19 protein-coding genes are annotated in these 23877 nt (G+C 70.6%); 11 read left to right on the top strand and 8 right to left on the bottom strand.

The annotated features are described in order from the left end of the window. Nucleotides 1-69 precede the first annotated feature (69 nt). The 8 genes from ACGFY5_RS33395 to ACGFY5_RS33360 form a co-directional block, all read right to left on the bottom strand. Nucleotides 70-372 (bottom strand): DUF1416 domain-containing protein, encoded by a 303-nt coding sequence (locus ACGFY5_RS33395; protein WP_392726313.1) that lies wholly within the window; start codon nucleotides 370-372, stop codon nucleotides 70-72. A gap of 2 nt (nucleotides 373-374) precedes the next feature. Beyond that, a complete protein-coding gene (locus ACGFY5_RS33390) occupies nucleotides 375-1208 on the bottom strand; it encodes a sulfurtransferase (RefSeq protein WP_392726312.1) in 834 nt (277 codons plus the stop codon). Further along, entirely contained in the window at nucleotides 1205-1672 is a 468-nt protein-coding gene (locus ACGFY5_RS33385; RefSeq protein WP_392726309.1) for a DUF4395 domain-containing protein, read from the bottom strand. The genes ACGFY5_RS33390 and ACGFY5_RS33385 overlap by 4 nt, the downstream gene beginning before the upstream one ends. 80 nt (nucleotides 1673-1752) lie before the next feature. Then, nucleotides 1753-1827, bottom strand: a complete 75-nt coding sequence (locus ACGFY5_RS33380; protein ID WP_392726396.1) for an Ms5788A family Cys-rich leader peptide — start codon at nucleotides 1825-1827, stop codon at nucleotides 1753-1755. A gap of 101 nt (nucleotides 1828-1928) precedes the next feature. Then, nucleotides 1929-2579, bottom strand: coding sequence for a TlpA family protein disulfide reductase (locus ACGFY5_RS33375; protein WP_392726306.1), 651 nt, complete (start codon nucleotides 2577-2579; stop codon nucleotides 1929-1931). Nucleotides 2580-2616: 37 nt separating this feature from the next. Then, nucleotides 2617-3312 carry a DUF2993 domain-containing protein gene (locus tag ACGFY5_RS33370; RefSeq protein ID WP_392726304.1) on the bottom strand — a complete coding sequence of 232 codons (696 nt, stop codon included), beginning with the start codon at nucleotides 3310-3312 and terminating at the stop codon, nucleotides 2617-2619. Nucleotides 3313-3389: 77 nt separating this feature from the next. Then, on the bottom strand, nucleotides 3390-4235 hold the full coding sequence (locus ACGFY5_RS33365; RefSeq protein WP_392726302.1) for a hypothetical protein: 846 nt from the start codon (nucleotides 4233-4235) through the stop codon (nucleotides 3390-3392). A 38-nt stretch (nucleotides 4236-4273) separates the two neighbouring features. Continuing rightward, entirely contained in the window at nucleotides 4274-4930 is a 657-nt protein-coding gene (locus ACGFY5_RS33360; protein ID WP_392726393.1) for an alpha/beta hydrolase family protein, read from the bottom strand. A 202-nt stretch (nucleotides 4931-5132) separates the two neighbouring features. Between ACGFY5_RS33360 and ACGFY5_RS33355 the strand changes: the two genes are divergently transcribed. From ACGFY5_RS33355 to ACGFY5_RS33305, 11 genes are all read left to right on the top strand, one after another. Continuing rightward, complete coding sequence (locus ACGFY5_RS33355; protein ID WP_392726299.1) at nucleotides 5133-5849, top strand: winged-helix domain-containing protein; 717 nt, start codon at nucleotides 5133-5135, stop codon at nucleotides 5847-5849. A gap of 26 nt (nucleotides 5850-5875) precedes the next feature. Then, a complete protein-coding gene (gene mshD / locus ACGFY5_RS33350; RefSeq protein ID WP_392726296.1) occupies nucleotides 5876-6751 on the top strand; it encodes a mycothiol synthase in 876 nt (291 codons plus the stop codon). 72 nt (nucleotides 6752-6823) lie between these two features. Then, nucleotides 6824-17344 (top strand): IPT/TIG domain-containing protein, encoded by a 10521-nt coding sequence (locus ACGFY5_RS33345; protein WP_392726293.1) that lies wholly within the window; start codon nucleotides 6824-6826, stop codon nucleotides 17342-17344. Nucleotides 17345-17491: 147 nt separating this feature from the next. Continuing rightward, entirely contained in the window at nucleotides 17492-19234 is a 1743-nt protein-coding gene (ggt, locus tag ACGFY5_RS33340; protein ID WP_392726290.1) for a gamma-glutamyltransferase, read from the top strand. A 239-nt stretch (nucleotides 19235-19473) separates the two neighbouring features. Continuing rightward, nucleotides 19474-19668 (top strand): Flp family type IVb pilin, encoded by a 195-nt coding sequence (locus tag ACGFY5_RS33335; RefSeq protein ID WP_392726288.1) that lies wholly within the window; start codon nucleotides 19474-19476, stop codon nucleotides 19666-19668. 104 nt (nucleotides 19669-19772) lie between these two features. Then, complete coding sequence (locus tag ACGFY5_RS33330) at nucleotides 19773-19967, top strand: Flp family type IVb pilin (protein ID WP_035858460.1); 195 nt, start codon at nucleotides 19773-19775, stop codon at nucleotides 19965-19967. Nucleotides 19968-20058: 91 nt separating this feature from the next. Next, complete coding sequence (locus ACGFY5_RS33325) at nucleotides 20059-20250, top strand: Flp family type IVb pilin (RefSeq protein ID WP_392726286.1); 192 nt, start codon at nucleotides 20059-20061, stop codon at nucleotides 20248-20250. A 2-nt stretch (nucleotides 20251-20252) separates the two neighbouring features. Beyond that, the gene (locus ACGFY5_RS33320; RefSeq protein WP_392726283.1) at nucleotides 20253-20642 is read left to right on the top strand and encodes a TadE/TadG family type IV pilus assembly protein; all 390 of its coding nucleotides are present in this window, start codon (nucleotides 20253-20255) and stop codon (nucleotides 20640-20642) included. Further along, nucleotides 20639-21898 (top strand): pilus assembly protein TadG-related protein, encoded by a 1260-nt coding sequence (locus tag ACGFY5_RS33315; RefSeq protein ID WP_392726281.1) that lies wholly within the window; start codon nucleotides 20639-20641, stop codon nucleotides 21896-21898. Before ACGFY5_RS33320 ends, ACGFY5_RS33315 begins: the two co-directional genes overlap by 4 nt. Nucleotides 21899-21943: 45 nt before the next feature. Beyond that, nucleotides 21944-22687 carry a Flp pilus assembly protein CpaB gene (cpaB, locus tag ACGFY5_RS33310; protein ID WP_392726278.1) on the top strand — a complete coding sequence of 248 codons (744 nt, stop codon included), beginning with the start codon at nucleotides 21944-21946 and terminating at the stop codon, nucleotides 22685-22687. Between the two features lie 14 nt (nucleotides 22688-22701). Beyond that, complete coding sequence (locus ACGFY5_RS33305) at nucleotides 22702-23877, top strand: CpaE family protein (RefSeq protein WP_392726276.1); 1176 nt, start codon at nucleotides 22702-22704, stop codon at nucleotides 23875-23877.

The following is a 23877-nucleotide window of genomic DNA, read 5'->3' as shown; positions in this document are numbered from 1 at the left end:
ACGTCAAGCGTAGAAGTACGACGAAGGCCCGTCCGGCGAACGCCGGACGGGCCTTCGAGGCGGGAACGGTCAGGCCAGGACCAAACTGGCCTGGTTGACGCCCTTGTCGGCGGAGACGGCGGTCTGTCCGTTGCCGCTCGAGTGCAATGCGCGGACGGTCCAGTCGCCCGGTGCCGCGAAGAACCGGAACTGGCCGGTCGCCGACGACACCACCTCGGCGGTGAACTCACCGGTGGAATCGAGCAGTCGGACGAAGGCGCTCGGTACCGGCGAACCGTCGCCGCCCGTGACGATGCCCTGGATCACCGTTTCCCTGGTGGTGTCGATGCCCTCGGTGCTAAGGTCGTTGCCCTGCTCAGGTGCTCCGCACATGCTCAGGCGCCCTTCTCGATCGGAACGCCGATCAGCGAACCGTACTCGGTCCACGAACCGTCGTAGTTCTTCACGTTCTGGTGGCCGAGCAGCTCGCGAAGTACGAACCAGCTGTGGCTCGAACGCTCGCCGATTCGGCAGTACGCGATCGTGTCCTTGCTGTCGTCGAGGCCGGCCTCGGCGTAGAGCTTACGGAGGTCGTCGTCCGACTTGAACGTTCCGTCCTCGTTCGCGGCCTTGCTCCACGGCACGTTCACCGCGGTGGGGATGTGACCGCCGCGCTGCGACTGCTCCTGCGGGAGGTGCGCCGGGGCGAGCAGCTTGCCGGAGAACTCGTCGGGCGACCGGACGTCGACCAGGTTCTGCTTGCCGATCGAGGCGACGACCTCGTCACGGAAGGCGCGGATCGAGGTGTCCTGCTCCTTGGCGGTGTAGGTCGTGGCGGCCCGCTGGGGGACGTCCTTGACCAGCTCGCGACCGTCGAGTTCCCACTTCTTGCGGCCACCGTCGATCAGCTTCACGGCGTCGTGGCCGTAGAGCTTGAAGTACCAGTACGCGTACGCGGCGAACCAGTTGTTGTTGCCGCCGTAGAGCACGACGGTGTCGTCGTTACCGATGCCCCGGCTCGACAGCAGCGCCTCGAACTGCTCCTTGTTGACGAAGTCGCGGAGCACCGGGTCCTGGAGGTCGGTCTTCCAGTCGAGCTTCACGGCACCGGGGATGTGCCCGTTGTCGTAGGCAGTGGTGTCTTCGTCGACCTCGACGAAGACGGTGTTCTCGGCGTTGAGGTTCTTCTCGGCCCAGTCGGTCGAGACGAGCGCGGACTCGCGGCTCATGCAGGCACTCCTTTGTGTGGGGTCTTGGTGCGGGAGAAGCGGGACAGCAGCAGCCGGCCGCGGAGGTACGCGAGGCAGCCGAGACAGAGCCCGAACGCAGCGTTGAGGAACGCCGCGATCAGTGCCGCCGAGGTGGCGACGATGCCGACGGTCGGCGCGCCGGCGAGGTAGCCGATCGTGCCGACCAGCGCGAAGACGAATCCGACGCCCTGTGCGAAGCGCACGGGGGCGGCGGCCTCACGCTCGGCGGGCGGGGCGAGCCGGGGTGCGATCAGTACGCGGTAGAGCGCCGCGTACGGGGCCACACCCAGCCCGATGAACGCGCCGAGCGCGAACACCACCGCCTGGACGGCGAGCAGCCACCCGCTGCCGGTGAGCAGCACGACCGCGAGGACGACAGTGGTCAGCCAGGCGGCGAACCGTGGCCCGCGGGGGTCGACGTGTGTCGGCGATAACTTGGACATGAGTCTCCTGACAGCCAGGGAGCTGGGGTCAGGGCGACGGTCACGGGAGCCAGAGGGTGCTCAGCGTGCATCGCCCGGCGTCAGGCCGGGGGACACAGGCAGCTACCGACGCGGCAGAGGTCCACCGCGCGGCGCTTCGTGAGCAGGGGGCTCATGGAGGCCAGCGTAGCAAACACTCCGGGGCGACCGTCTTGAAATGTGGGACGTCACTCCTGGTGTGCGGGACAACTGGCATTTCCTACCTGTAAGGAAGGATTTACACGTCACGAGAAAGATAGGGGCCGATCGCGGCGAGCACGTCGTCGCGCCGGGGTTGGCCGACGGCACGACCGGTGATCGCCCCGGTGCGGTCGACGAGCAGGGTCGTGGGGGTGCTGCGGACGTCGAGCTTGCGCACCGCGTCGAGGTGCGACTCGGCGTCGATCTCGACGTGGTGCACCTCGGGCAGTTGCCCGGAGACGTCGGTCAGGATGCGGCGGGTGGCTCGGCAGGGTGCGCAGAACGCCGACGAGAACTGCACCAGGGTCACCACCGCGTCCCCCGGATCGATCCCCAACTCCTGCCACGTGTCCGCGTGCTCCGCCCTCGCCGCCTGCGGCGGCGGGGCGGGGGTGGCGGCAGGCGCCGCGCCGTTCGCGCTGTTCGCGGCGCCCGCGGAGTTCGGGCTGTTCGCTGCGCCCGCGGCGGCTGCGCCCGCGCCTGCTGCGCCCGCGGCGGCTGCGCCCGCGCCTGCGGCGCCCGCGGCGGCTGCGCCCGCGCCTGCGGCGCCCGCGGCGGCTGCGCCCGCGCCTGCGGCGCCCGCGGCGGCTGCGGTCGGGCGGATGCGGCCGGTGCGGGTGCGCCAGAGCGCGCCGGCCGCCGTGGCGGCGGCGAGTACCGCGACCAGGATCAGAACGCGCGTGCCCACGTCACCCATGAACCGGCCAACGCGCCGGGGCGCTTACTTATTGCACCAGGGGCACGTTCGCGGCGCTGCCGGTGACCTGGAGCGAGCCCTTGCTCGCCGTCACCTTGTCGAGCTTCACCTCGAACGGCAGCTCGAGCGCGACCGGCCGCGCGAACTGGTCGGTGATCTGGTCGACCACCGCGCCCGGCACCGTGATCCCCGCCGCGCTCACGTTCTTGACGTCGAACGTCAGTTGATTGCCCGAAAGCTTCGGCGTGACGTCGGCCTGCACGTCGATCGAACCGACCACCGGAACCTCCACCGGCAGCGAGGCCCGCAGGGCCGAACCGGCGCTCTCCAGCTTCAGCCCCTGCAGGCCGAGCCGGCGGGCGATCTCCGCCACGCTCACGTGCCCGGTGCCGGTGACGCTCTTCGCCGTGACGTCGTGCATCTCCCCTCCCCGCAGCACGTCCTGCGGAATGCTCACGTCCCGCAGCTTCAGGTCGACGCGGTCGACGGTGCCCTCCGGCGTCTTGACGCTCGTCAGGTGCACGTCACCCCCGTCGAAGTCACCCGAGAGCAACTGGGTGAGGAACGGGAACCCCACGGTCTCGACCTCGGTGCTCTGCGCCGGTGTGCCGTTGTTCCGCAGGTTCTGCGACACCGCGGCGGTGAGCCGCTTGTCCGCAGCGGACGCCACCGCGCGGTCCACCGCGAAGCCGACCCCGCACAGGATGACGACCAGGACCAACACCAGGACGAGGCAACCGCCTCGCCTTCTCGCCGCCATTCGTGTCCCTCCGGGTAAGACGTCTTACAGGGCAGGGTCTTTCACAGGGTCAGGCCGACCAGGTAGCCGATGGGTGCCGCGACCGCGAACGCGACCAGCGGGCCGAGCGCCGCTCCTCCCGGCCCCGCCGTCGCCGGCCCACCGGCCGCGATCCGTCCGGCGCGGGCCAGGTCGACGGCGAGGTCGGCCAGTACCGCCGCGGTGCCGACCAACCAGCCCACCAGCGTCGCCGGCCCGAGGGGCAGGTCCAGGCCGAGCACCACGCCGAGCGCGGAACCACCGGCGGCGGCCACGCTGCCGAGCGCCGGTCCGAAGACCCCGCGCGGGACCTGCTGGTGCACCGTCGGCCGGGGAAGCACGAGATCGGCCAGTCGGGCGACGACCATCGCGAGGGCGGCGGCGATCGCGATCAGACCGACCAGGTCGGGCTCCTCGGACTGCCGCAGCGCGACCGTCGCGGCAAGCGCGATCACCGCGACCCCGATCGTCATCGTCGAGCCGAACGACTCGGTAACGTTGCGCCGGGTGACGCCCCGCGACAGCTGGTGGAACGTCGTCGCGCCGAATGCGCAGGCCAGCACCGCGACCAGCCCGCCGGCGCCGCTCTCCCCGGTGGCCAGCGCGACGACGTCGGCCGCAATTGCGGTGAGAACCCCGACGACGGCGGTGCCGACCGTGCCCGGCGGACGGGTGACGACGCACCAGGCACCGACCAGCGCGAGCTGGGCCACCAGGATCGCGATCGCGTAGGGGACCGGGCCGGCGAAGGCAGCCCCACCCAGCACCGCGCCACCCACCAACGCGGTCACGCCGGCGATCGCGGCGGTACCCGCGTGCGCGGCGCCCGAGTCGGCGCGCGACGCCTCGGGCGCTTCGGAGTCAGGCACGCCACGATCGTGCCAGACCTCATCCGCACCGTTGGCAGTCACCGGTTCACCGGAGCCGCAGCTTCTGACAGCCAGCGACCGAGCCGGTCGGCCAGCGCGACCGGCAGCCGGTTCTCCGCGTGCGCGAAGTCCGGTTCGAGCCAGACCGTCGCGTTGTCGCCCGCCGCGGCCGCGAGGGCCAGCGGGTGTTCGATCGGGAAGTAGTGGTCGATCAACCCGTGGACCAGCAGGACCGGCGTCGGCGCGATCCGCGGCATCAGCTCGAGCGGCGACGGCGGGATGTCTGACGTCAGAGGTGCGAGCCGCACCTTGTACACGGTGCGGGCCACCACGCGCCCCGGCAGGCTCTCCACCAGCACGTGCAACGCGCGCATGATCGGGGTGTCGCGGACGAACCAGCGCGACGGGGTGCTTACGGCGGCGACGGCGTCGACGGTCTTGCGCAGGGCCGCGTGGCACAGCACCACCGCGCCACCGAACGAGAACCCGACCGTGACGACCCGCTCGTAGCCCTGACTACGACCCCAATCCACGCCGGCGGCGACGTCCGCGACCTCCTCGACGCCCATCGTCGACCGGCCCGCGCTGCGCCCGTGGCCCCGGAGCTCGACGACGAGGACGTCCGCCCGCCGACGCAGCCGGACGATGAGGCGACGCACTGCCGCAATGCGCGCGTGCCCTGTGAAACCTGGGATGAAAACGATCAGAGTTCCTTTTTCAGCTGTCGGTGTGGCTGGCCACCACGAACCGAAAAGCTGAATTTCGTCATCTGTGAGAAGGAGCACCGGCTCTCCGAGGTCCACTGTTGTTATCCTGCCCGTAACGCTCCAGGCTGCAGAAGTCGGGGCTGACCTGGGCAGCGCCGCCCGACCGGATCGATTCACCCGGAGGTGGCCCATGGAAATCCTCCTCATGACGGCAGGCGTCGAAGCCGAAGCCGCTACCGTGCTTCCTGCCCTGGATCTGCTCGGACACACCGTCCGAACCGCTCCGCGCGATCTGAAGGCGCTGCTCGGCGGTCCGACGCCGGACGCGGTCATGGTGGACGCCCGTGGCGACCTCGCCGGTGCCCGCTCGACGTGTCGGCTGCTGCGCACCACCGGGCTCACCGTTCCGCTGTTCGCGGTACTCACCGAGGGTGGCTTGGTCGCCCTCAACGCCGAGTGGGGCGTCGACGACATCCTGCTCACCTCCGCCGGTCCGGCCGAGGTCGAAGCGCGCCTGCGTCTGGCCACCGGCAAGAACGGCAACGAAGCTGCCGACGACGAGCCGGGTGTCGTCCGCGCCGGCGAACTGGTCATCGACCCGCAGACCTACTCGGCCCGCATCAAGGGTCGCCCGCTCGACCTCACGTACAAGGAGTTCGAGCTCCTCCGTTTTCTCGCCCAGCACCCGGGTCGGGTCTTCACCCGTGACCAGTTGCTCCGCGAAGTCTGGGGCTACGACTACTTCGGTGGCACCCGCACCGTCGACGTCCACGTCCGTCGTCTGCGCGCGAAGCTCGGCAGTGAGCACGAGGCGCTGATCGGCACCGTCCGGCAGGTCGGCTACAAGTTCGTCACGCCGCCGCCGCGCACGCTGCCGGAGAACGACCCCATTCTGTCCGTCGTCTGAGACGTGGGTTGTTGTATTACATGTAGGTGACGTCCGTAACGGCAGTTGAGATCGAGTCCGTGCTGGCGGTGGCCGATGCGGCCACCGCTACCGACGGGGTAGCACCGTTTTCCGAACAGACGATATTGGCGCTGCGTAATCCCGCTGATTATCCGGACGTCGTACATCTTTTCTCGCGTGCGGACGGCGTAATTGCGGGATACGCACAAATAGCGGATGCGTCGGGGGAATTGGTAGTACATCCCGCTGCGCGCGGTCGGGGCCTCGGTCGAAAGCTGCTCGAGGAGATGCTCGAAACGGCGCCCCTCGCGATCTGGGCGCACGGCGAGCACCCGGCCGCGCGGGCGCTGGCGGAGAAGCTCGGCCTCGAGCGTTCCCGGGTGCTCTTCAAGATGTGCCGCCCGCTGACGCGTCCGCTGCCGCCGACGCAGTTGCCGGATGGCGTCCGCCTGCGTGCCTTCGAGCCCGGAGCGGACGACGCAGCCTGGCTGCGGGTCAACGCACGGGCCTTCGCCACCCACCCTGAGCAGGGAAAATGGACCCAGCAGGACCTCGAGCTGCGCATCCGTGAGCCCTGGTTCGACGCGGCGGGGTTCCTGCTCGCGGTGTCGGCGGACGAGCCTTCGAAGCTGCTCGGCTACCACTGGACGAAGCGCGAACTGGCCGCTGACGGCACCCCGGGGCCGGAGGGCGAGGTTTACGTCGTCGGCGTTGATCCCGATGCTCAGGGCCTGCGGCTGGGTACCGCGCTCACGCTCGCCGGCCTGGAGTACCTGGCGCGCACCGGAGCCACGGAATCGACGCTGTACGTCGACGAATCGAATCCGCGTGCGGTGCGCTTGTACACGGGTCTCGGGTTCGAGGTATGCGCGACGGACGTGATGTACTCGCGCCCCGAATAATCCAGTTCTGCACCTGAATTGCAACCGTATACGGACTTAACAGCCTATAAGTACTATTCGTAGGTTGTCTGTATGCAACTGGGGAACCGGGTTCTGCGTGGAATTGGCGCGCTGATCACGACGCTGCTCGTCGGGAGTGCCCTCGGGCAGTTGCCCGCTTCCCCTGCATACGCGGCCGCCGGCGACGCGTCCGCGCGAGGCATCGTCGCCGAGCTCGGCGCCACCGTGCTGGGCATCAAGCTGCTCCAGCTGAACGGCCAGGTCGGCGCGGCGGATGCGCCCGCGGCCGGTGGTACGAAGGACGCCGCCGTCGTGAAGCTCCCGCTGAGCGGCCTCGGCGTCTCCGCCAACGCGGACGTCGACACGATCACCGCGACCAAAGGCTCGGTCCAGTCGTCGGCGAAAGCCAAGATCGCCGGGCTCAACGTCACGCTGCTGGGCACGAGCCTGCTCAACGTCGGCGCGCTCTCGGGTGAGGTCACCTGCCCCGCGACCGGCAAGCAGACAGCTGTCAGCTCGACGACCGGAGTGACGCTGCTCGGGCAGGCGGTCAACCTCGCTGCCAACGTTTCGGTCACCAAGGGGCTGCCGATCACGATCACCGGCCTGGTCAACGCCCGGCTGTTCGTCACCGCCACCCGCATCGAGAACACGACGGTCAACTCCGCCAACGCGGCCGGACTGTCCGTGTCGGTCCGCCTCACCGCTGACCTGGGCATCGACATCAACCTGGGCACGCTCTCGTTCGCGACCGCCAGTTGCCAGAAGCCGGCCGTACCGGCCACCACCGCCGCCAGTCTGAGCCCGTCGTCGGGCAAGCAGTCCGGTGGCACGCCGATCACCGTCACCGGTACCGGCTTCGTGCCCGGCAACACCACGGTCACCGTCGGCGGCGCCCCGGCCACCGTCACGAACGTGTCCGCCGACGGCAACTCGCTGACGTACACCGCGCCCGCGAAGCCGGTCGGCCAGGCCGACGTCGTCGTCACGTCGGCGGGCGGCAGCAGCTCCGCGCTGAAGTACACCTACCTCGCCGACGGATCGGACGCGACCGCCAACGCACCCGACCCGGCTTCCGGCTTCACCGCCGGGGGCAACACGGTCACGATCACCGGATCCGGCCTCTCCGCGGCCACCGGTGTCCGAATTGGAGGCGTCGACGCCACCGGGTTCACCGTCAACTCCGCCGGGACGCAGGCCACCGCGACCGTTCCGTCGAGTGAGCAGGGCGGCGACGTCGGAGTCGTCCTGGTGTTCCCGGCCGGAACCGTCAACGCCGGCACCTACACGTACAAGGCCCCGGCGATCACCGCGGTCAGCCCACCCCAGGGGCCGATCGCCGGTGGTACGCCGATCGAGCTGAGCGGTACGGGGCTGTCGGGCGCGGCGAGCGTCACGATCGGCGGAAATCCAGCGACCGGCGTCACCGTCAACCAGGCGGGCACGCGGATCACGTTCACGGCGCCGGCCCACGCCGAGGGCCTCGTCGACATCGTCGTACCGCTGCCGGGCGCCGACGCGACGCTGACGAACGGCTACTCCTACCAGCCGCCGGGCAGCCCGACGATCAGCGACGTCTCGCCGGCCCGCGGCCCGACCGTCGGCGGCACCCCGGTGACGCTGACCGGCACGAACTTCACGAACGTCAACTCGGTCGAGGTCAACGGTCAACCGGCCACGATCGACAGTGGCAGCCGCACCGCGACCTCGCTGAAGATCACGACGCCGGTCTCCGAGGACGCCGGACCGGTCGACATCGCACTGTCGACGTCGGACAACAGGAGCGGCACCCGGCCGGGCGGTTTCACCTACGACGGGCCGACGCTGACAGCGGTCAGCCCGCAGACCGGCCCGCAGCGGGGCGGCGTCCAGGTGACCCTCACCGGAACCGGGCTGAGCACCGCCACCGCGGTCAAAGTCGGCGGCGTCAACGCGCAGAGCATCGACAGCATCACGCCGGACGGCACCACGATCATCTTCAAGACCCCGGCCGGGACGCCCGGCGACGCGCTGATCACCGTCGCGGTCACCGGGCACGACCCGGACCCGATCAAGTACACCTACGAGTACGACGGCTCACAGGCCACGATCGGCAGCGTCGACCCGAGTCCGATCTCGACGTCGGGCCGCAAGGTGACGATCACCGGCACGAACCTGACCGGGGCGACCGGCGTGACGTTCGCCGGTGTGCCCGGCACGAACATGACGGTCAACAGCGCCGGAACCGCGATCACCGTCACGGCGCCCACCAGCGAGACCGCCGGTGCGGCCCCCGTCTTGATCAAGTACCCGGCCGGTTCCGCCGACGCCGGGACGATCACCTACGAGGGGCCGTCGATCACGAGCGTCACGCCCGTGCAGGGACCCGCGGCCGGCACGAACGCGGTGGAGATCATCGGAACCGGCCTTACCGGCGCGACCGCTGTGAAGTTCGGGGACGCCGACGCGACCGGCGTGACCGCGAACTCCGCCGGCACCAAGGTGAATGCGACGGTGCCGCCCCACGCCGCCGGCGTGGTCGACGTGACGGTCGTGGTATCGGGCCTGGACGCGAAGTCCGTGAGCGCCTACACGTACCAGGACGACGGCTCGGCCTCGCAGGTCACCGGCATCTCGCCGACCTCCGTTCCGTCCTCCGGCGGCACGGTGACGATCACCGGGACGAACCTCGGCGCGGTCACCGCGGTCCTGATCGACGGGGTGCCCGGCACGAACCTCACGGTGACGCCCACGCAGATCACGGTGACGGTCCCGCCGACCGACACCCCGAGTGACGTCCCCGTGGCCTTGAAGTTCCCGAGCGGAACCGTCAACGCCGGTCAGCTGACCTACACGGCCCCGACGATCACGTCGATCCAGCCGGGACAGGGAGCGCTCGCCGGCGGCGACACGGTGACGATCACCGGAACCGGGCTGAGCGCGGCCACCCGGGTGCTGTTCGGCGGCGTGCTCGCCACGGACCTCACGGTCACCGCGACCGGCCTGACGGTCCGGACGCCGGGCGGCAACAGCGCGGGCGCGGTGAACGTCGCTGTCGAGCTGCCCGGCGCCGACGCGCGGGTGAACAACGGCTTCGCCTACGTGGCGCCCGGTGCGCCGACCGTGACGAACGTGTCGGTGCCCGAGGGCCCGAGCAGCGGCGGCACCAGCGTGACGCTGACCGGTACGAACTTCGACGGCGTCAACCAGGTGACGTTCAACGGCGTCCCCGGCACCGACCTGACCGTCAACTCGGCGACGAACCTGACCGTCACCACACCCGCCTCCACCGACGCCGGTCCGGTCGCGATCGCGGTCACCAGCAGCGCCGGGACCGGCGTCCTGCCGAACGGCTACACGTACAAGGGACCGGAACTCACCGGGATCTCGCCGGCCAACGGACGGGTCGCCGGCGGTACGACGGTCACGCTCACCGGCACCCAGCTCAAGGGTGCGCTGAGCGTCAAGGTCGGCGGGGTCGCGGTCACCGCGTTCACGACGACCGACGGCACGATCACGTTCGCGACGCCCGCCGGTGTGGCCGGTGACGCGCAGGTCGTCGTCGACTTCCCGGGGCCCGACCCGAAGCCGGTGAAGTTCACCTACGTCGCGGACGGGTCGAACACCTCGGTGACCAACGTGGCCCCGTCGATCGCGACCGGCGGCGGCCAGGTCACTGTCACCGGCACCAACCTCACCGGCGCGAACGCCATCACGTTCGGCGGGCAGCCGGGGTCGGTGGTGTCGGTCAGCGCGGACGGCACGACGCTCACCGCGACCGCTCCACCGCGGGAGACCGCGGGACCGGCGGCGCTCACGATCGGCTTCCCGCTGGGGACGTACGAGGGCGGTACCGCCGCTTACGTCGCACCGAAGATCACGACGGTCGCGCCGGACCGCGGGTTCGTGGACGGCGGTACCCGGATCCGGATCTCCGGCATGGGCCTGACCGGTGCCACCGCGGTCACGGTGGGCGGCCAGCTCACCACCGACTTCGCGGTCGACCAGAACGGCGTCGTCACCGCGACGGTCCCGGCCCATGCGGCCGGTGCCGTGGACGTCGTCGTCGTGTTGCCGGGTGCGGACGCCACAGCGGTCGGCGGCTTCACGTACTCGCCGCTGCCGCCGCCGACGATCACCGGCCTCTCGCCGACCACCAGCCCGACGTCGGGCGGTGAGGTCGTCACGCTCACCGGCTCCAACCTGAGCGGAGCGACTTCGGTGACGATCGGCGGCAAGCCCGCTGACATCCAGGGGACACCGACCGACACCCAGATCCGCGCGCTGGTGCCGGCCTCCGAGTCGGACGCCCCGGTCGACGTCGCGGTGGTGACGCCGAACGGCGCGGCCCTGTCGGCCAGCCAGCTCAAGTACGTCGCACCGGAGATCCGGGCCCTTGACCCCGCGTCCGGGTCGGTCTCCGGCGGCAACTCGATCGTCATCCTGGGCAGTGGGCTCGACCAGGCAACGACCGTGACGATCGACAACGTCACGGCCGACATCACCAGCCGTGACCCGGCCGGGTCGGCGATCGTCGTCAAGGCACCGGCGCACGGACCCGGGACGGTCGACATCGCCGTCACGCTGCCGGGCATGGACGCGGCCAAGCGTGACGCGTACCGGTACGTGTCGGACGGCAGCAACGCTTCGGTGGCCAGCCTGAGCCCGAAGAGCGTCCCGACCGCGGGTTCGACGGTCACGCTGCAGGGCGACAACTTCACCGGCGCGACCGCTGTGACGTTTGGCGGCAAGGCCGGTGACGACTTCACGATCGACCCGAACGGCACCCGGATCACGGTGAAGGCTCCGGAGACCGAGAACACCGGCGACGTCCCGGTGCAGGTCTGGTTCCCGGGCGGCACGTTCGAGGCCGGCACGATCACGTACGTCGCACCGGCGATCTACACCGTGTACCCGTCGCAGGGGCCGGTCGCGGGCGGCACGAAGGTCACGCTGACCGGTATCGGCTTCACCGGCGCGACCCAGGTGACGTTCGACGGTGAGCCGGCGACCGACGTGGTCGTCTCCGGCTCCGGCAGCACGCTGACGGCCCTCACCCCGGCGCACAACGGGGCGGCAGTGGTCAACGTGGTCGTCGTCCTTCCGGGCCGGGACGCGTCGCAGACGAGCGCCTTCGCCTACCTCGCCCCCGCGGCACCGTCGGTCGACGCGATCACACCCGCGTTCGGCCCGACGAACGTCGCCACGCGGGTGTCGATCACCGGCGCCAACCTGCAGAACGTCACGGCGGTGACGTTCGCCGGGGACCTGGGCTCGATCGTGAGCACGGCGAACAACGAGATCATCGTCGACGTCCCGGCGCGCAGCCAGTCGGGCGCCGTGCAGGTGGTGCTGACCACCCTCGGCGGGGCCACGAGCACCGTGCCGCGCGGCTACTACTACGCCGGCCCGACGGTCTCGAGCATGTCGCCGACCAGCGGACCGGCCGCCGGTGACACCGAGGTGACGATCGACGGGTTCGCGCTCGGTGGCGTCCAGAGCGTCACGGTGGACGGTGTCCTGGTGACTCCGGAGGTCAACGCCAGCGGCACGCGGATGAAGTTCCGCACGCCCCAGGGGACACCCGGCCCGGCCGACGTCAAGCTGACGTACCTCGCGTCGTCGCCGCCGGTGATGACGTTCACCTACATCGCGGACGGCACCGGCGCGACGGTGACCGCGATCAACCCGACGTCGGTTCCCTCGTCGGGCGGCCCGGTGACGCTCACCGGCACCGGGCTCGACGACGCCACCCAGGTGACGTTCGACGGCACGCCCGGCACGGACATGAAGCCGTCCAGCGACGGGAAGTCGATCGTCGTCACGGCACCGCCGTCCAGCAAGGACTCGGCCGAGGTCGTCGTGGTGTACCCGCAGGGCACCAAGAAGGCCGACCCGACGCTCACGTACGACACTCCGACGATCACCGCTGTGACACCGCAGGCGGGTGCGGAGTCTGGCGGGACGCAGGTGACGCTGACCGGTACCGGCCTGGCCGCCGCGACGGTGGTCCGGATCAACGGCAAGTCGGTCACGTTCACACCGAGCGCCGACGGCACGACGATCACGTTCGTCACCCCGCCCGGCACCGCCGGGGACGCGACGGTCACCGTCGAGGTGCCCGGTAGGTCGCCGGAGCCGGGGAAGTTCACCTACCTCGCCGACGGCAGCTCCACCACCGCCACGCTCTCCGCGGACACGTCGCTGACCGCGGGCGGCACCACGCTAACGCTGTTCGGCACCGGCCTGAAGTCCGTGTCGCGGGTGCTGGTCGGCACCAAGGCGGCGACGAACGTGGTCATCAACACCGCCGGCACGTCGCTGACCGCTGACATCCCGTCGAGTGAGGACGCCGGCGCCGTCGACGTCACGCTGGTGTTCCCGGCGGGCAACCGGAAAGTCGGCGCGCTGACCTACGTCGCGCCGACGATCACCGCGATCACGCCGAACAGCGGCACCGCGAGCGGCGGCACGCCCGTGACGATCACCGGCACCGGGCTCGCCCAGGCCAGCGCCGTGCGGTTCGACGGCTTGCCCGGCACGAACATGGTGGCCGCTGCCGACGGCAAGTCGATCACCGTCGTCACCCCGACGCACGCGATCGGTGCGGTCGACGTCGTCGTGACGCTGCCCGGTGCGGACGCGACGTCCACCGGCGGCTACACCTACGTGCCGGCCACCGTGCCGCCGATCTCCGACAGCGCGACGACCTCGTCGCTGACGCCGCCGCAGATCCCGACGTACGGCGGCTCGACCGTGACGATCACCGGCACCGGCCTGGCCGGCGTCACCGGCGTCACGTTCGACGGGACCGCCGGCACCAACGTGTCGGCGAGCGCCACGCAGGTGACCGTCACGTCGCCGCCGCACGAGCAGGGCGTCAAGCCCGTCGTGCTGGTGTTCTCCGACAACAGCACGAAGCCGTTCGGCACGATCGAGTTCACGCCGCCGGCGATCACGTCGGTCGTGCCGCCGTACGCGAACATCAGCGGTGGCACGCTCGTCACGATCAACGGCATCAACCTCCAGGACGCGGTCCGGGTGACGTTCGACGGCGTCGACGGCGAGCTGCTGTCGGCGAAGGCGATGGCCGGTACGGCGTCGGTGCGGGCGGCTTCTTCGGTCCCGGAAAACCGGCGGACCGCACGGATCCTGGCCGCGCCGCCGAACTCGCAGGTGGTCGCGAAGGCGCCCGCCCGTCCGAACGGGACGCTCGCGGACGTCAGCGTGATCCTTCCCGGTCAGGACGCGGCGTCGACGAACGACGTGTTCTACGCGGCCGGCCCGACGGCGGACGGCATGACGCCGGTGACCGGCCCGATCGCGGGCGGGCAGACCGTCACGGTCACCGGCAGCGGGTTCAACACCGGAACCACAGTGACGTTCGACGGCGTCGCGGCTACCGGCATCAGCGTGCAGTCGGCCACGACGCTCACCGCGGTGGTGCCGGCGCACGCGGTCGGCCAGGTGTACGTCGTCGTGACGACGGACAACATCCCGGCCCAGCCGCTGAGTTACACGTACTACACGACCGGGAATCCGGGCACGGGCAACCCCGGGACGGTTAACCCGGGCACCGATCCGGACCCGGACACCGACGACCCGGACACCGACGATCCCGACACCGACGACCCGGACGACGGCACCCCCGGCGGACCGACGACACCGAAGCCGAAAAAGCCCCCGGTCGACGTCTCGGTGAAGCCGGCGAAGCTCAAGGTCGACAGCGGGGGCCTGATCACGGTGACCGGCGACAACTTCGTCATCAACGGGACGACTGTCGAGATTTGCGGGTACACGATCCCGGCGTCCGAGGTGATCGTCGGCATCGGGGGCACCACTGCCTCGTTCCGGGCGCCGAAGTGCAAGGCCGGGAAGCAGTCGATCACGTTGACGACGGCCGGTGGGAGCACCGAGGCCGAGGTCGAGTTCGCCGCTGCTTCGGCGACCACGCCGGACGACGACGACAACTCGTCGGGCGGGGGACGGAACACGTCCGGTGGCACCCGGACCGGTAGCTCGAACTGGCTACCGACCACCGGCACGGACGTGACCGGGTTCGGGATCGACGGTCTGGCGCTCGGCGGCATCGTGCTGCTGGTGCTCGGCGCGGGGTGCGTGTGGGGAGCCCGAGGGCTCACGGTGCCGGTCAGTGCGCCTTACTCGACGACGAGGGGTCGGAAGATGCGTTCGACGCGGAGGCGGCACGGGGGGCCCCGGACCCGGATGATGGGGTCCACCGGGCTGCGGGCAGTGTTGATCGCGGTGCCGTGCGCCACCGCGCTGGTGCTGGCCGTGGCGGAGCGCCCGGCTAGTGCGAGCGTGGTCACGGGGGCGCCGTTGGTGTCGCCGGCGTTCGTGCACGCGTCGGGTGGGGCGCGGTTGGTGAGTTCGGCGGGTGAGGCGTCGGCGCAGGTGATGTCGTTGACATTCACCGCGGCGTCGGTGCCCACGAGCGTTTCGTCCGCTCCGGACCCGACCGCTCCCGAGGGCACGGTGCCGGATCCGGTGATGCCGGCCGGCGCGGCGTCAGATCCCATCGCGCCGGATCCCATCGCGCCGGATCCCATCGCGCCGGATCCCATCGCGCCGGATCCGGTGGCGCCGGATCCGGTGGCGCCGGATGGCTCGGCGTCCGATCCTGTTGCGCCGGATCCGGTGGCGCCAGGCGGCACGGCGCCGGAGGGCGCGGAGCCTGGAGGCACTGCGCCCGGGGGTGCGGCTCCGGGGGGCGCCGGGACGGGCGGTGCGTCGGAGAGCACGGGCGCGGACGAATCGACGGTGGAGCTGTCGGAGGACGGGATTGGCACGGTTGTGCCGGTTGAGTTCGGGGCTTTGAGTCGGGACGGGGTCGGGGCGGTGGCCCCGAAGAGCGGGGACACGACGGTCGCCGACGTTCCGGTCAGCGTGGACGCGGGCAACCTCGTTGCCCGCGGCCTGGCCACGAAGGTGACCGCGGTGCGACAGGAATCCGGCTCGGACGCCACCGCCGACCTCGGACGGTTCGAGCTCACCGTGCTCGGTACCTCGCTCCTGAGCGCGGACCGCGTTCACGCGCAGGTGACCTGCCCGCCGGAGGGTTCCGACAAGCCGACCGCCTCGACCGACGTGTCGGGTGTGCTCGTCGCCGGTGAACCCGCCGAGTTCGGCGGGGTCCCGGTGACGGTGCCGGCCGAGGGCGTGCAGCTCGGCGTCGAACTGCAGAAAATCGCCAAGGTCGACGCTGGGGGAGCGCACGCCTCGGTCGAGGCGAGGATCTCCGCGACGGGCACGGACGACGCACCGGTCGAACTGGGCACGATCCGCCTGGCCACCGCCAGCTGCCTCCCCGCCACCGACACCCTCCCCACCGAGCCTGCGATTGACGGCTCCGACGTACTAGCAACAGAGCCGGCCACAGCCCCCGCAAACAACCCGGCCCCCGCAGCACCCACGACCGGCAACGCGGCGCCCGCGGGCCCGGCGGGCGGTGCGGTGCCTCCGGCGGCAGCCGGCGGCGCGGCTCCTGCGGCGCCCGCAGGCGGTGTGGTGCCTGCGGCCAACGCCGCGCCCGCAGGCGGTGCGATGCCTGCGGCCAACGCCGCACCCGCGGACGGTGTGGTGCCTGCGGCCAACGCCGCACCCGCGGACGGTGTGGTGCCTGCGGCCAACGCCGCGCCCGCAGGCGGTCTGGTGCCCGCGGCCGACGCCGCGCCCGCAGGCGGTGTGGTGCCCGCGGCCGACACCGCACCCGCAGGCGGTGCGATGCCTGCGGCCAACGCCGCGCCCGCAGGCGGTGGGGTGCCCGCGGCCGACGCCGCGCCCGGAGACGGTGCGGTGCCTGCCCCGGGGAGTATGGACGGGGAAGGTGCGGACTCGCCCGCGGCGGTGCCGGTTCAGGTAGTGGAGGAGCCGGCGGCGGCTGACCCCCTGCTCATCGCTCCGGCTGCGGCCCCGGTGGCCGTGCTTCCGCAGAGCTTCACGGCGCTCGCAGCGCCGCTCACCTTCGAGCGTGCCCCGGCCACGGGCCTCCGCCCCCCGAGCCTCAACGCCGCCGCGGCCAAGCCCCGCGCGGCCGCGAAGGCCAACCCGACGATCAACACGCTCGCGCCAACCCGGGGCCCGGCCGCCGGCGGCACGAAGATCACGATCACCGGCTCCAGCCTCGGCGGCGCGGACACCGCAGTCGTGATCTGCAACGCCAAGGTCGCGGCCAACGCCGTCGAGGTGGACAGCGACGGCACGTCGCTCACCTTCACCGCGCCCCGCTGCTCCGCGGGCACCAGCGTGGTGCACGTGATCACCAGCGGTGGCGTCGCCACCAGCGAGTACACCTACGGCGGTACGACCTCCGCCGCCGGCTCCACCCGGCAGGTCTCCTCGTCGATGTCGAACAGCACCGTGGCGTCGCCACGCAACACACTCGCCGCCACGTCGCCGCAGAACCTCGCAGCGGGGCTGATCGGCGCGCTCCTCCTGTTCGCCGGCATCGCGGCACGCCAGGCGGTGCGCCGGGGTCCGGTGCCGGTCCCGGCGCGACGCGGCCGGCACGCGATGCCGCACCCGGAGCCCCGGGTGATCGGCCGGGACTGGCACCCCGACCTCGAAGACGCCCTCCGCCGCCGCGGCGCCTGACACCCAGCGGCGCCTGACACGCGGATTGCCAGGGTACGGTCCTCCGAGCGCACCCGATCAGGACCGCATCCTGTCAATCCGCGCCCGGGGGATTAGAGCCGTATCCGAGTGGGCACGGTGAATCTCCAAAGGACTGGGGAGGCACCCGTGGCGAAAAAGCTCAGTGTCCTGTCCGTTGGCGTAGTGGCCGCGCTGGTCGCGACCACTACTCCCGCCGCGGCTGCCACCCCACCACCGAGCCGACCCACAGCGGTCGGCTCCGGCGGTGCGGTCTCCTCGGTCGACCCGGACGCGACCGCCATCGGCCTCGAGGTCCTCCGCCGCGGCGGCAACGCGGTCGACGCGGCAGTGGCCACCGCCGCAGCCCTCGGCGTCACCGAGCCGTACTCCGCCGGTATCGGCGGTGGCGGCTTCTTCGTCTACTACGACGCCAAGCACAAGAAGATCAGCACGATCGACGGTCGCGAGACCGCACCGGCGAGCTTCACCTCGACGGTGTTCACGGAGAACGGCACTGCGATCCCGTTCGCCGACGTCGTCACCAGCGGACTCTCGGTCGGCGTCCCGGGCACCCCGAGGACCTGGGAACGCGCGCTGCACACCTGGGGCACCCGGTCGCTCGCGGAGTCGCTCGCCCCGGCCACCGCGCTGGCGAAGAAGGGCTTCGTCGTCGACGCGACGTTCCGCGACCAAACCGCGGACAACGCCGAGCGGTTCGCCGAGTTCCCGGCCACCAAGAAGTTGTTCCTGCCCGGCGGTCAGCCCCCGGCCGTCGGCAGCACGCTGAAGAACCCCGACCTCGCGCGCACCTACGAGCAGCTCGCCCACAACGGTGTCGACGAGATCTACACCGGCCCGATCGGCGCGGACGTCGTCAAGACCGTGCAGAACCCGCCGGTCGACCCGGCAGTGACGCGGAAGGTGCGCAAGGGCCAGCTCACCGCAAAAGACCTCGCCAGGTACACGGCTCCGTTCCGGGCGCCGACCCGCGCCGACTTCCGCGGTCTCGACGTCTACAGCATGGCACCGCCGTCGTCCGGCGGTACCACGGTCGGCGAGGCCCTCAACATCTACGAAAAGACCACCGGCGACCACCTGCACCGGTACCTGGCATCCAGCACGCTGGCGTTCGCTGACCGCAACCGTTGGGTGGGAGACGTCGAGGGTGTTCCGGTGAACGCCTTGCTCTCGGAGCGGTTCGCGGCGAGCCGCGCCTGCCTGGTCGACCCGAAGAAGGCGCTGACCACTCCGCAGCCCCCGGCGGATCCCCGCACCGCCGGCACGGACTGCAAGGTTCCGGCCGGTGCCGCGCCGACCACCCCGTACGAGGGGCCGTCGACGACGCATCTCACTGTCGCCGACAAGTGGGGAAACGTCGTCGCGTACACGTTGACGATCGAGCAGACCGGTGGATCGGGTATCACGGTTCCCGGGCGCGGGTTCCTGCTCAACAACGAGCTCACCGACTTCAACTTCGTGCCGGTGACGCCGGGCGTGCCGGATCCGAATCTGCCCGGTCCGGGGAAGCGTCCGCGCAGCTCGATGGCGCCGACGATCGTGCTTCAGCACGGGAAGCCGTTGCTCGCGCTCGGCTCGCCCGGGGGCGCCACGATCATCACTACCGTGCTGCAGGTGTTGCTCGGTCGGTTGGACCGGGGCCTCACGCTGCCGCAGGCCGTCGCGGCGCCGCGGGCGTCCGGGCGTAACGGTGCCTCGGTCGAGGCCGAACCGGCGTTCGACACCGCCGCGCTCACGAAGCTCGGCTGGAAGTTCTCGAGCGTCGAGGAGATCGGCGCGGTCGCCGCCATCGAGTTCCTCAAGGACGGCCGCTATCTCGCCGCGGCCGAACCCACCCGCCGAGGCGGCGGCTCCGCCGGAACCGTCCGCTAACCAAATCGCCGACCTGGAGCCCGCCCAGGGCGGCGCTGCCGCTCGAGCGCGCCGACGTGGTGGCCTTGGCCCTGGTGCCATGAGGAGGCGCGCTCGCGCGGCAGCGTCGTTCTGGGCGGGCCGCCCCGGCAACCGATCTGCGCCCTAGGCGCACCCCTCGTGCACTTCAAGGCCGCAGCGATGGGCCGATGTCGGAGGCACAGGGGCACAACGGAGCCCCACACCGAGGGGGCCACGAAATGTTCCTGTACGCCTACACCGCCATCGCCGAGCGCGCCGTCGCACTGAAGGCTCGTGCCAACGACCGGGGCGCCACCGCCGTCGAATACGGCCTGCTGGCGGCCCTGATCGCCGCGGTCATCGTCGCCACCGTCGTGACGCTCGGCGGAAAGATCAACACGGCTTTCAGCACGATCTCCACGAAGCTTCCCTGACGTACTCCTCACCTCGGCGCTCAGCCTGCCGACGTTTGTCTTGACCGACACCGAAATGCCGGTGGCCGGCCCACGGATGGACCGACCGACCTAAGCGAGGACCGATGTTCCTGTACGCCTACACCGCCATCGCCGAGCGCGCCGTCGCCCTCAAGGATCGTGCAAACGACCGGGGCGCCACCGCAGTGGAGTACGGCCTGCTCGCCGCGCTCATCGCCGCTGTCATCGTCGCGACCGTCGTGACGCTCGGCGGGAAGATCAACACCGCGTTCAACACGATCTCCAGCAAGCTTCCCTGACCTCGAGAGGGGACGGCGGCCCTGCCGCCGTCCCCTTTCACCGTCGGCCCGGTCGGCCCACGGATGGGCAGACCGACGTAAGCGAGGACCGATGTTCCTGCACCTCTACACGGCGCTGGTCAGTCGCGCCACCGCGCTGGAGCAGCGCTCCGACCGCGGCGCGACAGCAGTGGAATACGGCCTGCTCGCGGCCCTGATCGCCGCTGTCATCGTCGCGACGGTCGTGACGCTCGGCGGGAAGATCAACTCCGCGTTCTCGACCATCTCGAGCCACCTGCCCTGACCATGGGATCCGGGAAAGAGCGCGGCGCCGCCGCGATCGAGCTCGCGATCATCATGCCGATCCTGCTCGTCATGATCTTCGGGATCATCGACTTCGGCCGGGTCATCAACACCCAGATGACGCTCACCGAGGCGTCCCGCGAGGCCGCACGGGCCCTCGCGTTCGGTCAGACCCCGGCGAACACGCTGGCGCGGGCCCAACTCGTCACCGGCACCACCGACACGCAGATCGCCTCGTCGACCGCCTGCCCGCCGACCGCGACCGTCGCGAACACCGCCAGCGTGACGCTCAAGCAGACCTACACGTACATCACGCCGATCATGGGTTTGCTCGGCACCGCCGGCTCGACGCGCACACTCCAGTCCACCGGGGTCATGGCATGCGTCGGATGAGGCCGAAGCGCCACTGGTGGGAACGCATCCTCGCCCGGCGTCCCTCCGGCGAGCGCGGCGCGGTCGCGATCATCGCCGCGGCGGTCATGGGCGGCGGCCTTCTGTTCGGCATGGGCGCGCTCGTCATCGACGTCGGAAAGCTCTACGACGAGCGCGAACAGCTCTCGAGCGGCGCCGACCTCGCGTCCTGGGCGCTCGCAAAACGCTGTATCACTGCTGCGACCCGGTCCCTGTGCGGTGCCCAGGCCACGCTCGCGGCGACGCTGGCGAGCAGCAACGCCAAGGACTCCGCGACGAACATCAGCGCGATCTGCGGCCGGTTCACCGGGTTGAGCAGCTGCGCGACGCAGACGTCGAAACTCTCCGACTGCCTGGGCAGCCCCCCGGCGACGGCCAACTACCTGCAGGTCCAGACGTCGACCAAGGAGGCGGACGGCACGACGAAGGTGCCACCGGTCTTCTCGAACCTGCTGAACAGCTCGAACACCGGCTCGTCGGTGGGTGCCTGCGCGCGCGTCGCCTGGGGCATCCCGAACACCGCCACGCCGCTGGCCATCGGCATCGGTCGTTGCGAGTTCTACCAACTGACCAACTCCGGCCTGGTGTATTCCCTGGTGAGTGGCGTCGGCGGACTTCTGACCGGCGTGCTCGGCGATACCGGAACAGCGGTCGCCGGCCTGCTCGGTGCCGCACCACCGGCCACCGGTCAGCTGATCTTCATCCACGACACGATCGGCAAGGTCAACACCAGCCCGGCCTGCAACGCCGGCGCGCCGGCCTCGCCGCCGCCGTGGACCGGCGGCAACGGCTTCGGCTTCCTCCAGGGCGCCTACTCGGACGCGAACTGCCTGCAGACCATGACCGTGGGGGACGTGCTACCCGCCAGTGACCTCGGGGCGCTCGCTCCGGTGAACTGCCTGACGTCGCTGCAGAACGCGGTCAACACCGGAGCGCCGATCCTCGTCCCGATCTACGACTACCAGTGGAATCCGTTGATCAATCTCGACGCGTACACGGTCCGCATCGCCGGGTTCGCGGCCTTCGTCGTGAAGGGCTACCAACTGGGCCTGCTCAACGGCGTCCTGAAGACCGTCGGCTCGCTGCTGGGCGTCTCGGGAAACCCGCAGTGCGCGGTCGTGCTCGACTTCTGCCTCAACGGCTATTTCACCCAGGCGATCATCCCGGCCCCCTCGGTGAGCGTGAACAGCCTCGGCACCACCGACTACGGGGTCTCGCTCATAACCCGCATCGGGTAGCCGATAGGGAGCTGACCAGGAGTTTCTTAACGAAGGCCAACCGGGATGAGACGTCGACTACTCGCACTGGCGCTCGCATTCGTGCTCGCGCTGCTGGGCTGCGTGGGGATCCTCGCCTACGTCGGCGGTGCGGACGAACGTGCCGTCGCCGGCAAGGAGCCGGTGTCGGTGCTGGTCGCCAGCGCGCTCCTCCCGGCCGGGACGACCGGCGCAGAACTGCGTAACAGCGGCAAGGTGAAAACCGTCCAGATGCCGGCCGAGACCGTTCCGAAGGATGCGCTGGGCTCGATTCCGTCCGGACTGGACAACCTGGCCCTCACCGCGGACGTGCAGCCGAGCCAGCTGCTGCTGCGTGGAGCACTGGGCCAGAAGCAGACCAGCACCGGCGGCCTGACGATCCCGGCCGGCAAGCTCGCCGTCAGCGTGGACATGACCGCGGCGTCCCGGGTGGCCGGCTACGTGCAGCGCGGCTCCGAGGTGGCGGTCTTCTACACCTACCAGCCGATCGCCGACTCCAAGGACGGCCAGGCGGTGTCCGCGTCCCAGCAGATCACCGCGACCCGCGTGCTGCTCTCCCGCGCACAGGTTCTGGCGATCGGGGAGAAGAAGACCGAGACGAGCTCCAGCTCCAACACCAGCACGGTGAGCGTCACCCTCGCGGCCAGTCAGGCCGACGCGGAACGGCTGGTGCAGGCCTCGCAGACCGGAACGCTCTCGCTGGGTCTGCTCGACGACGCGGTCACGGTCGAACCGGGCAGCGGTGTGGACACCGAAACCCTCTTCCGGTAGGCGACAGGAGCCTCATGATCTACCTCGAACCTTCCGGCGAGAACATCATCGACACACCGGCGAACATCGCCGCCGCCGGGTTCACGCTGGTCAACTCCTGGAAGAAGCTCACCGGGCAGCTCGAACGCCACCCCGGGACGCTGCTCGTCGTCCTCGGCGCCGGCGTCGAGTTCGGCGCGGCGATCGAGTTCGCCGCCTATCAGCGGGTGAAGAGCCCCGCGATGGGCGTCGTCCTGCTCCGGCGTCAGGTCACTCCCCAAATGCTGGCCGACGCCATGCGCGCCGGCATCCGTGAGGTGGCCGACCTGGACGACCCGGCCGCCATCAGGGCCGCGTGCACCCGGGCGCTCGAGGTCTCCCGGGCCCTGCGCAGTGCTGTGCAGAGCACCAGGGAGACGAGCTCGGAGGGGAAGGTCGTCACGATCTTCTCCGGCAAGGGCGGCTGCGGGAAGAGCACTGTCGCGACGAACCTGGCCGTCGCGCTCGCGGCCGGCGGCAGCCGTCGCGTCTGCCTGATCGACCTGGACCTGCAGTTCGGCGACGTGGCGATCATGCTGCAGCTGACGCCGGTGCGCAGCATCGCGGACGCGATCGGTATGGCCGGGCGCCTGGACGAACCGGGCCTGCGCTCGCTGCTCACCCGGTACTGCCCCGGCGTGGACGTCGCGCTCGCGCCCGCCGGCCCGGCCGAGGGTGAACACGTCACCCGCGACCTGGTCACCGAGCTGATCAACGTCGCCAAATCGCTCTTCGATTTCGTAGTGATCGACACGCCACCGTTCTTCTCCGACCAGGTGCTCTCGGCGCTGGACGTGTCGGACCTCTACGTGCCGGTGGTCACCCCGGACCTGCCGACGCTCAAGAGCGTCCGCCTGACGTTGGACATGTTCGACGTGCTGGAGTACCCGCGGGAGCGGCGGCTGGCGTTGCTCAACCGTGCGAACTCGCAGGTCGGCCTGACGATCGCGGACGTGGAGGAAGCGGTCGGCACGCCGATGGCGGTACACATGCCCTCGTCGCGCGACGTCCCGGTGTCGATCAACAAGGGTGTGCCGATCGCGCTCGACGACCCGGGCAACCCGGTCAGCCAGGCGATCCGGCAGCTGGCCAACCGCTGCGCCGACGTGGACGAGACGACGACGCCGGTCGAGATGAAGCGCCGCGTGCCCATCTTCGGCCGGAGGAGATAG

It is taken from the genome of Cryptosporangium sp. NPDC048952 (genome assembly GCF_043197895.1).
Taxonomy (GTDB): domain Bacteria; phylum Actinomycetota; class Actinomycetes; order Mycobacteriales; family Cryptosporangiaceae; genus Cryptosporangium.
Note: the sequence above shows the minus strand (reverse complement) of the source record. Positions and strands in the feature narration are given on the sequence as shown.

Bases quoted from the DNA above. Each gene is read 5' to 3' on its own strand.
- ACGFY5_RS33395 (WP_392726313.1), bottom strand. From the start codon at position 372: ATGTGCGGAGCACCTGAGCAGGGCAACGACCTTAGCACCGAGGGCATC.
- ACGFY5_RS33390 (WP_392726312.1), bottom strand. From the start codon at position 1,208: ATGAGCCGCGAGTCCGCGCTCGTCTCGACCGACTGGGCCGAGAAGAAC.
- ACGFY5_RS33385 (WP_392726309.1), bottom strand. From the start codon at position 1,672: ATGTCCAAGTTATCGCCGACACACGTCGACCCCCGCGGGCCACGGTTC.
- ACGFY5_RS33355 (WP_392726299.1), top strand. From the start codon at position 5,133: ATGGAAATCCTCCTCATGACGGCAGGCGTCGAAGCCGAAGCCGCTACC.
- ACGFY5_RS33345 (WP_392726293.1), top strand. From the start codon at position 6,824: ATGCAACTGGGGAACCGGGTTCTGCGTGGAATTGGCGCGCTGATCACG.
- ACGFY5_RS33335 (WP_392726288.1), top strand. From the start codon at position 19,474: ATGTTCCTGTACGCCTACACCGCCATCGCCGAGCGCGCCGTCGCACTG.
- ACGFY5_RS33330 (WP_035858460.1), top strand. From the start codon at position 19,773: ATGTTCCTGTACGCCTACACCGCCATCGCCGAGCGCGCCGTCGCCCTC.
- ACGFY5_RS33325 (WP_392726286.1), top strand. From the start codon at position 20,059: ATGTTCCTGCACCTCTACACGGCGCTGGTCAGTCGCGCCACCGCGCTG.
- ACGFY5_RS33320 (WP_392726283.1), top strand. From the start codon at position 20,253: ATGGGATCCGGGAAAGAGCGCGGCGCCGCCGCGATCGAGCTCGCGATC.
- ACGFY5_RS33315 (WP_392726281.1), top strand. From the start codon at position 20,639: ATGAGGCCGAAGCGCCACTGGTGGGAACGCATCCTCGCCCGGCGTCCC.
- cpaB (WP_392726278.1), top strand. From the start codon at position 21,944: ATGAGACGTCGACTACTCGCACTGGCGCTCGCATTCGTGCTCGCGCTG.
- ACGFY5_RS33305 (WP_392726276.1), top strand. From the start codon at position 22,702: ATGATCTACCTCGAACCTTCCGGCGAGAACATCATCGACACACCGGCG.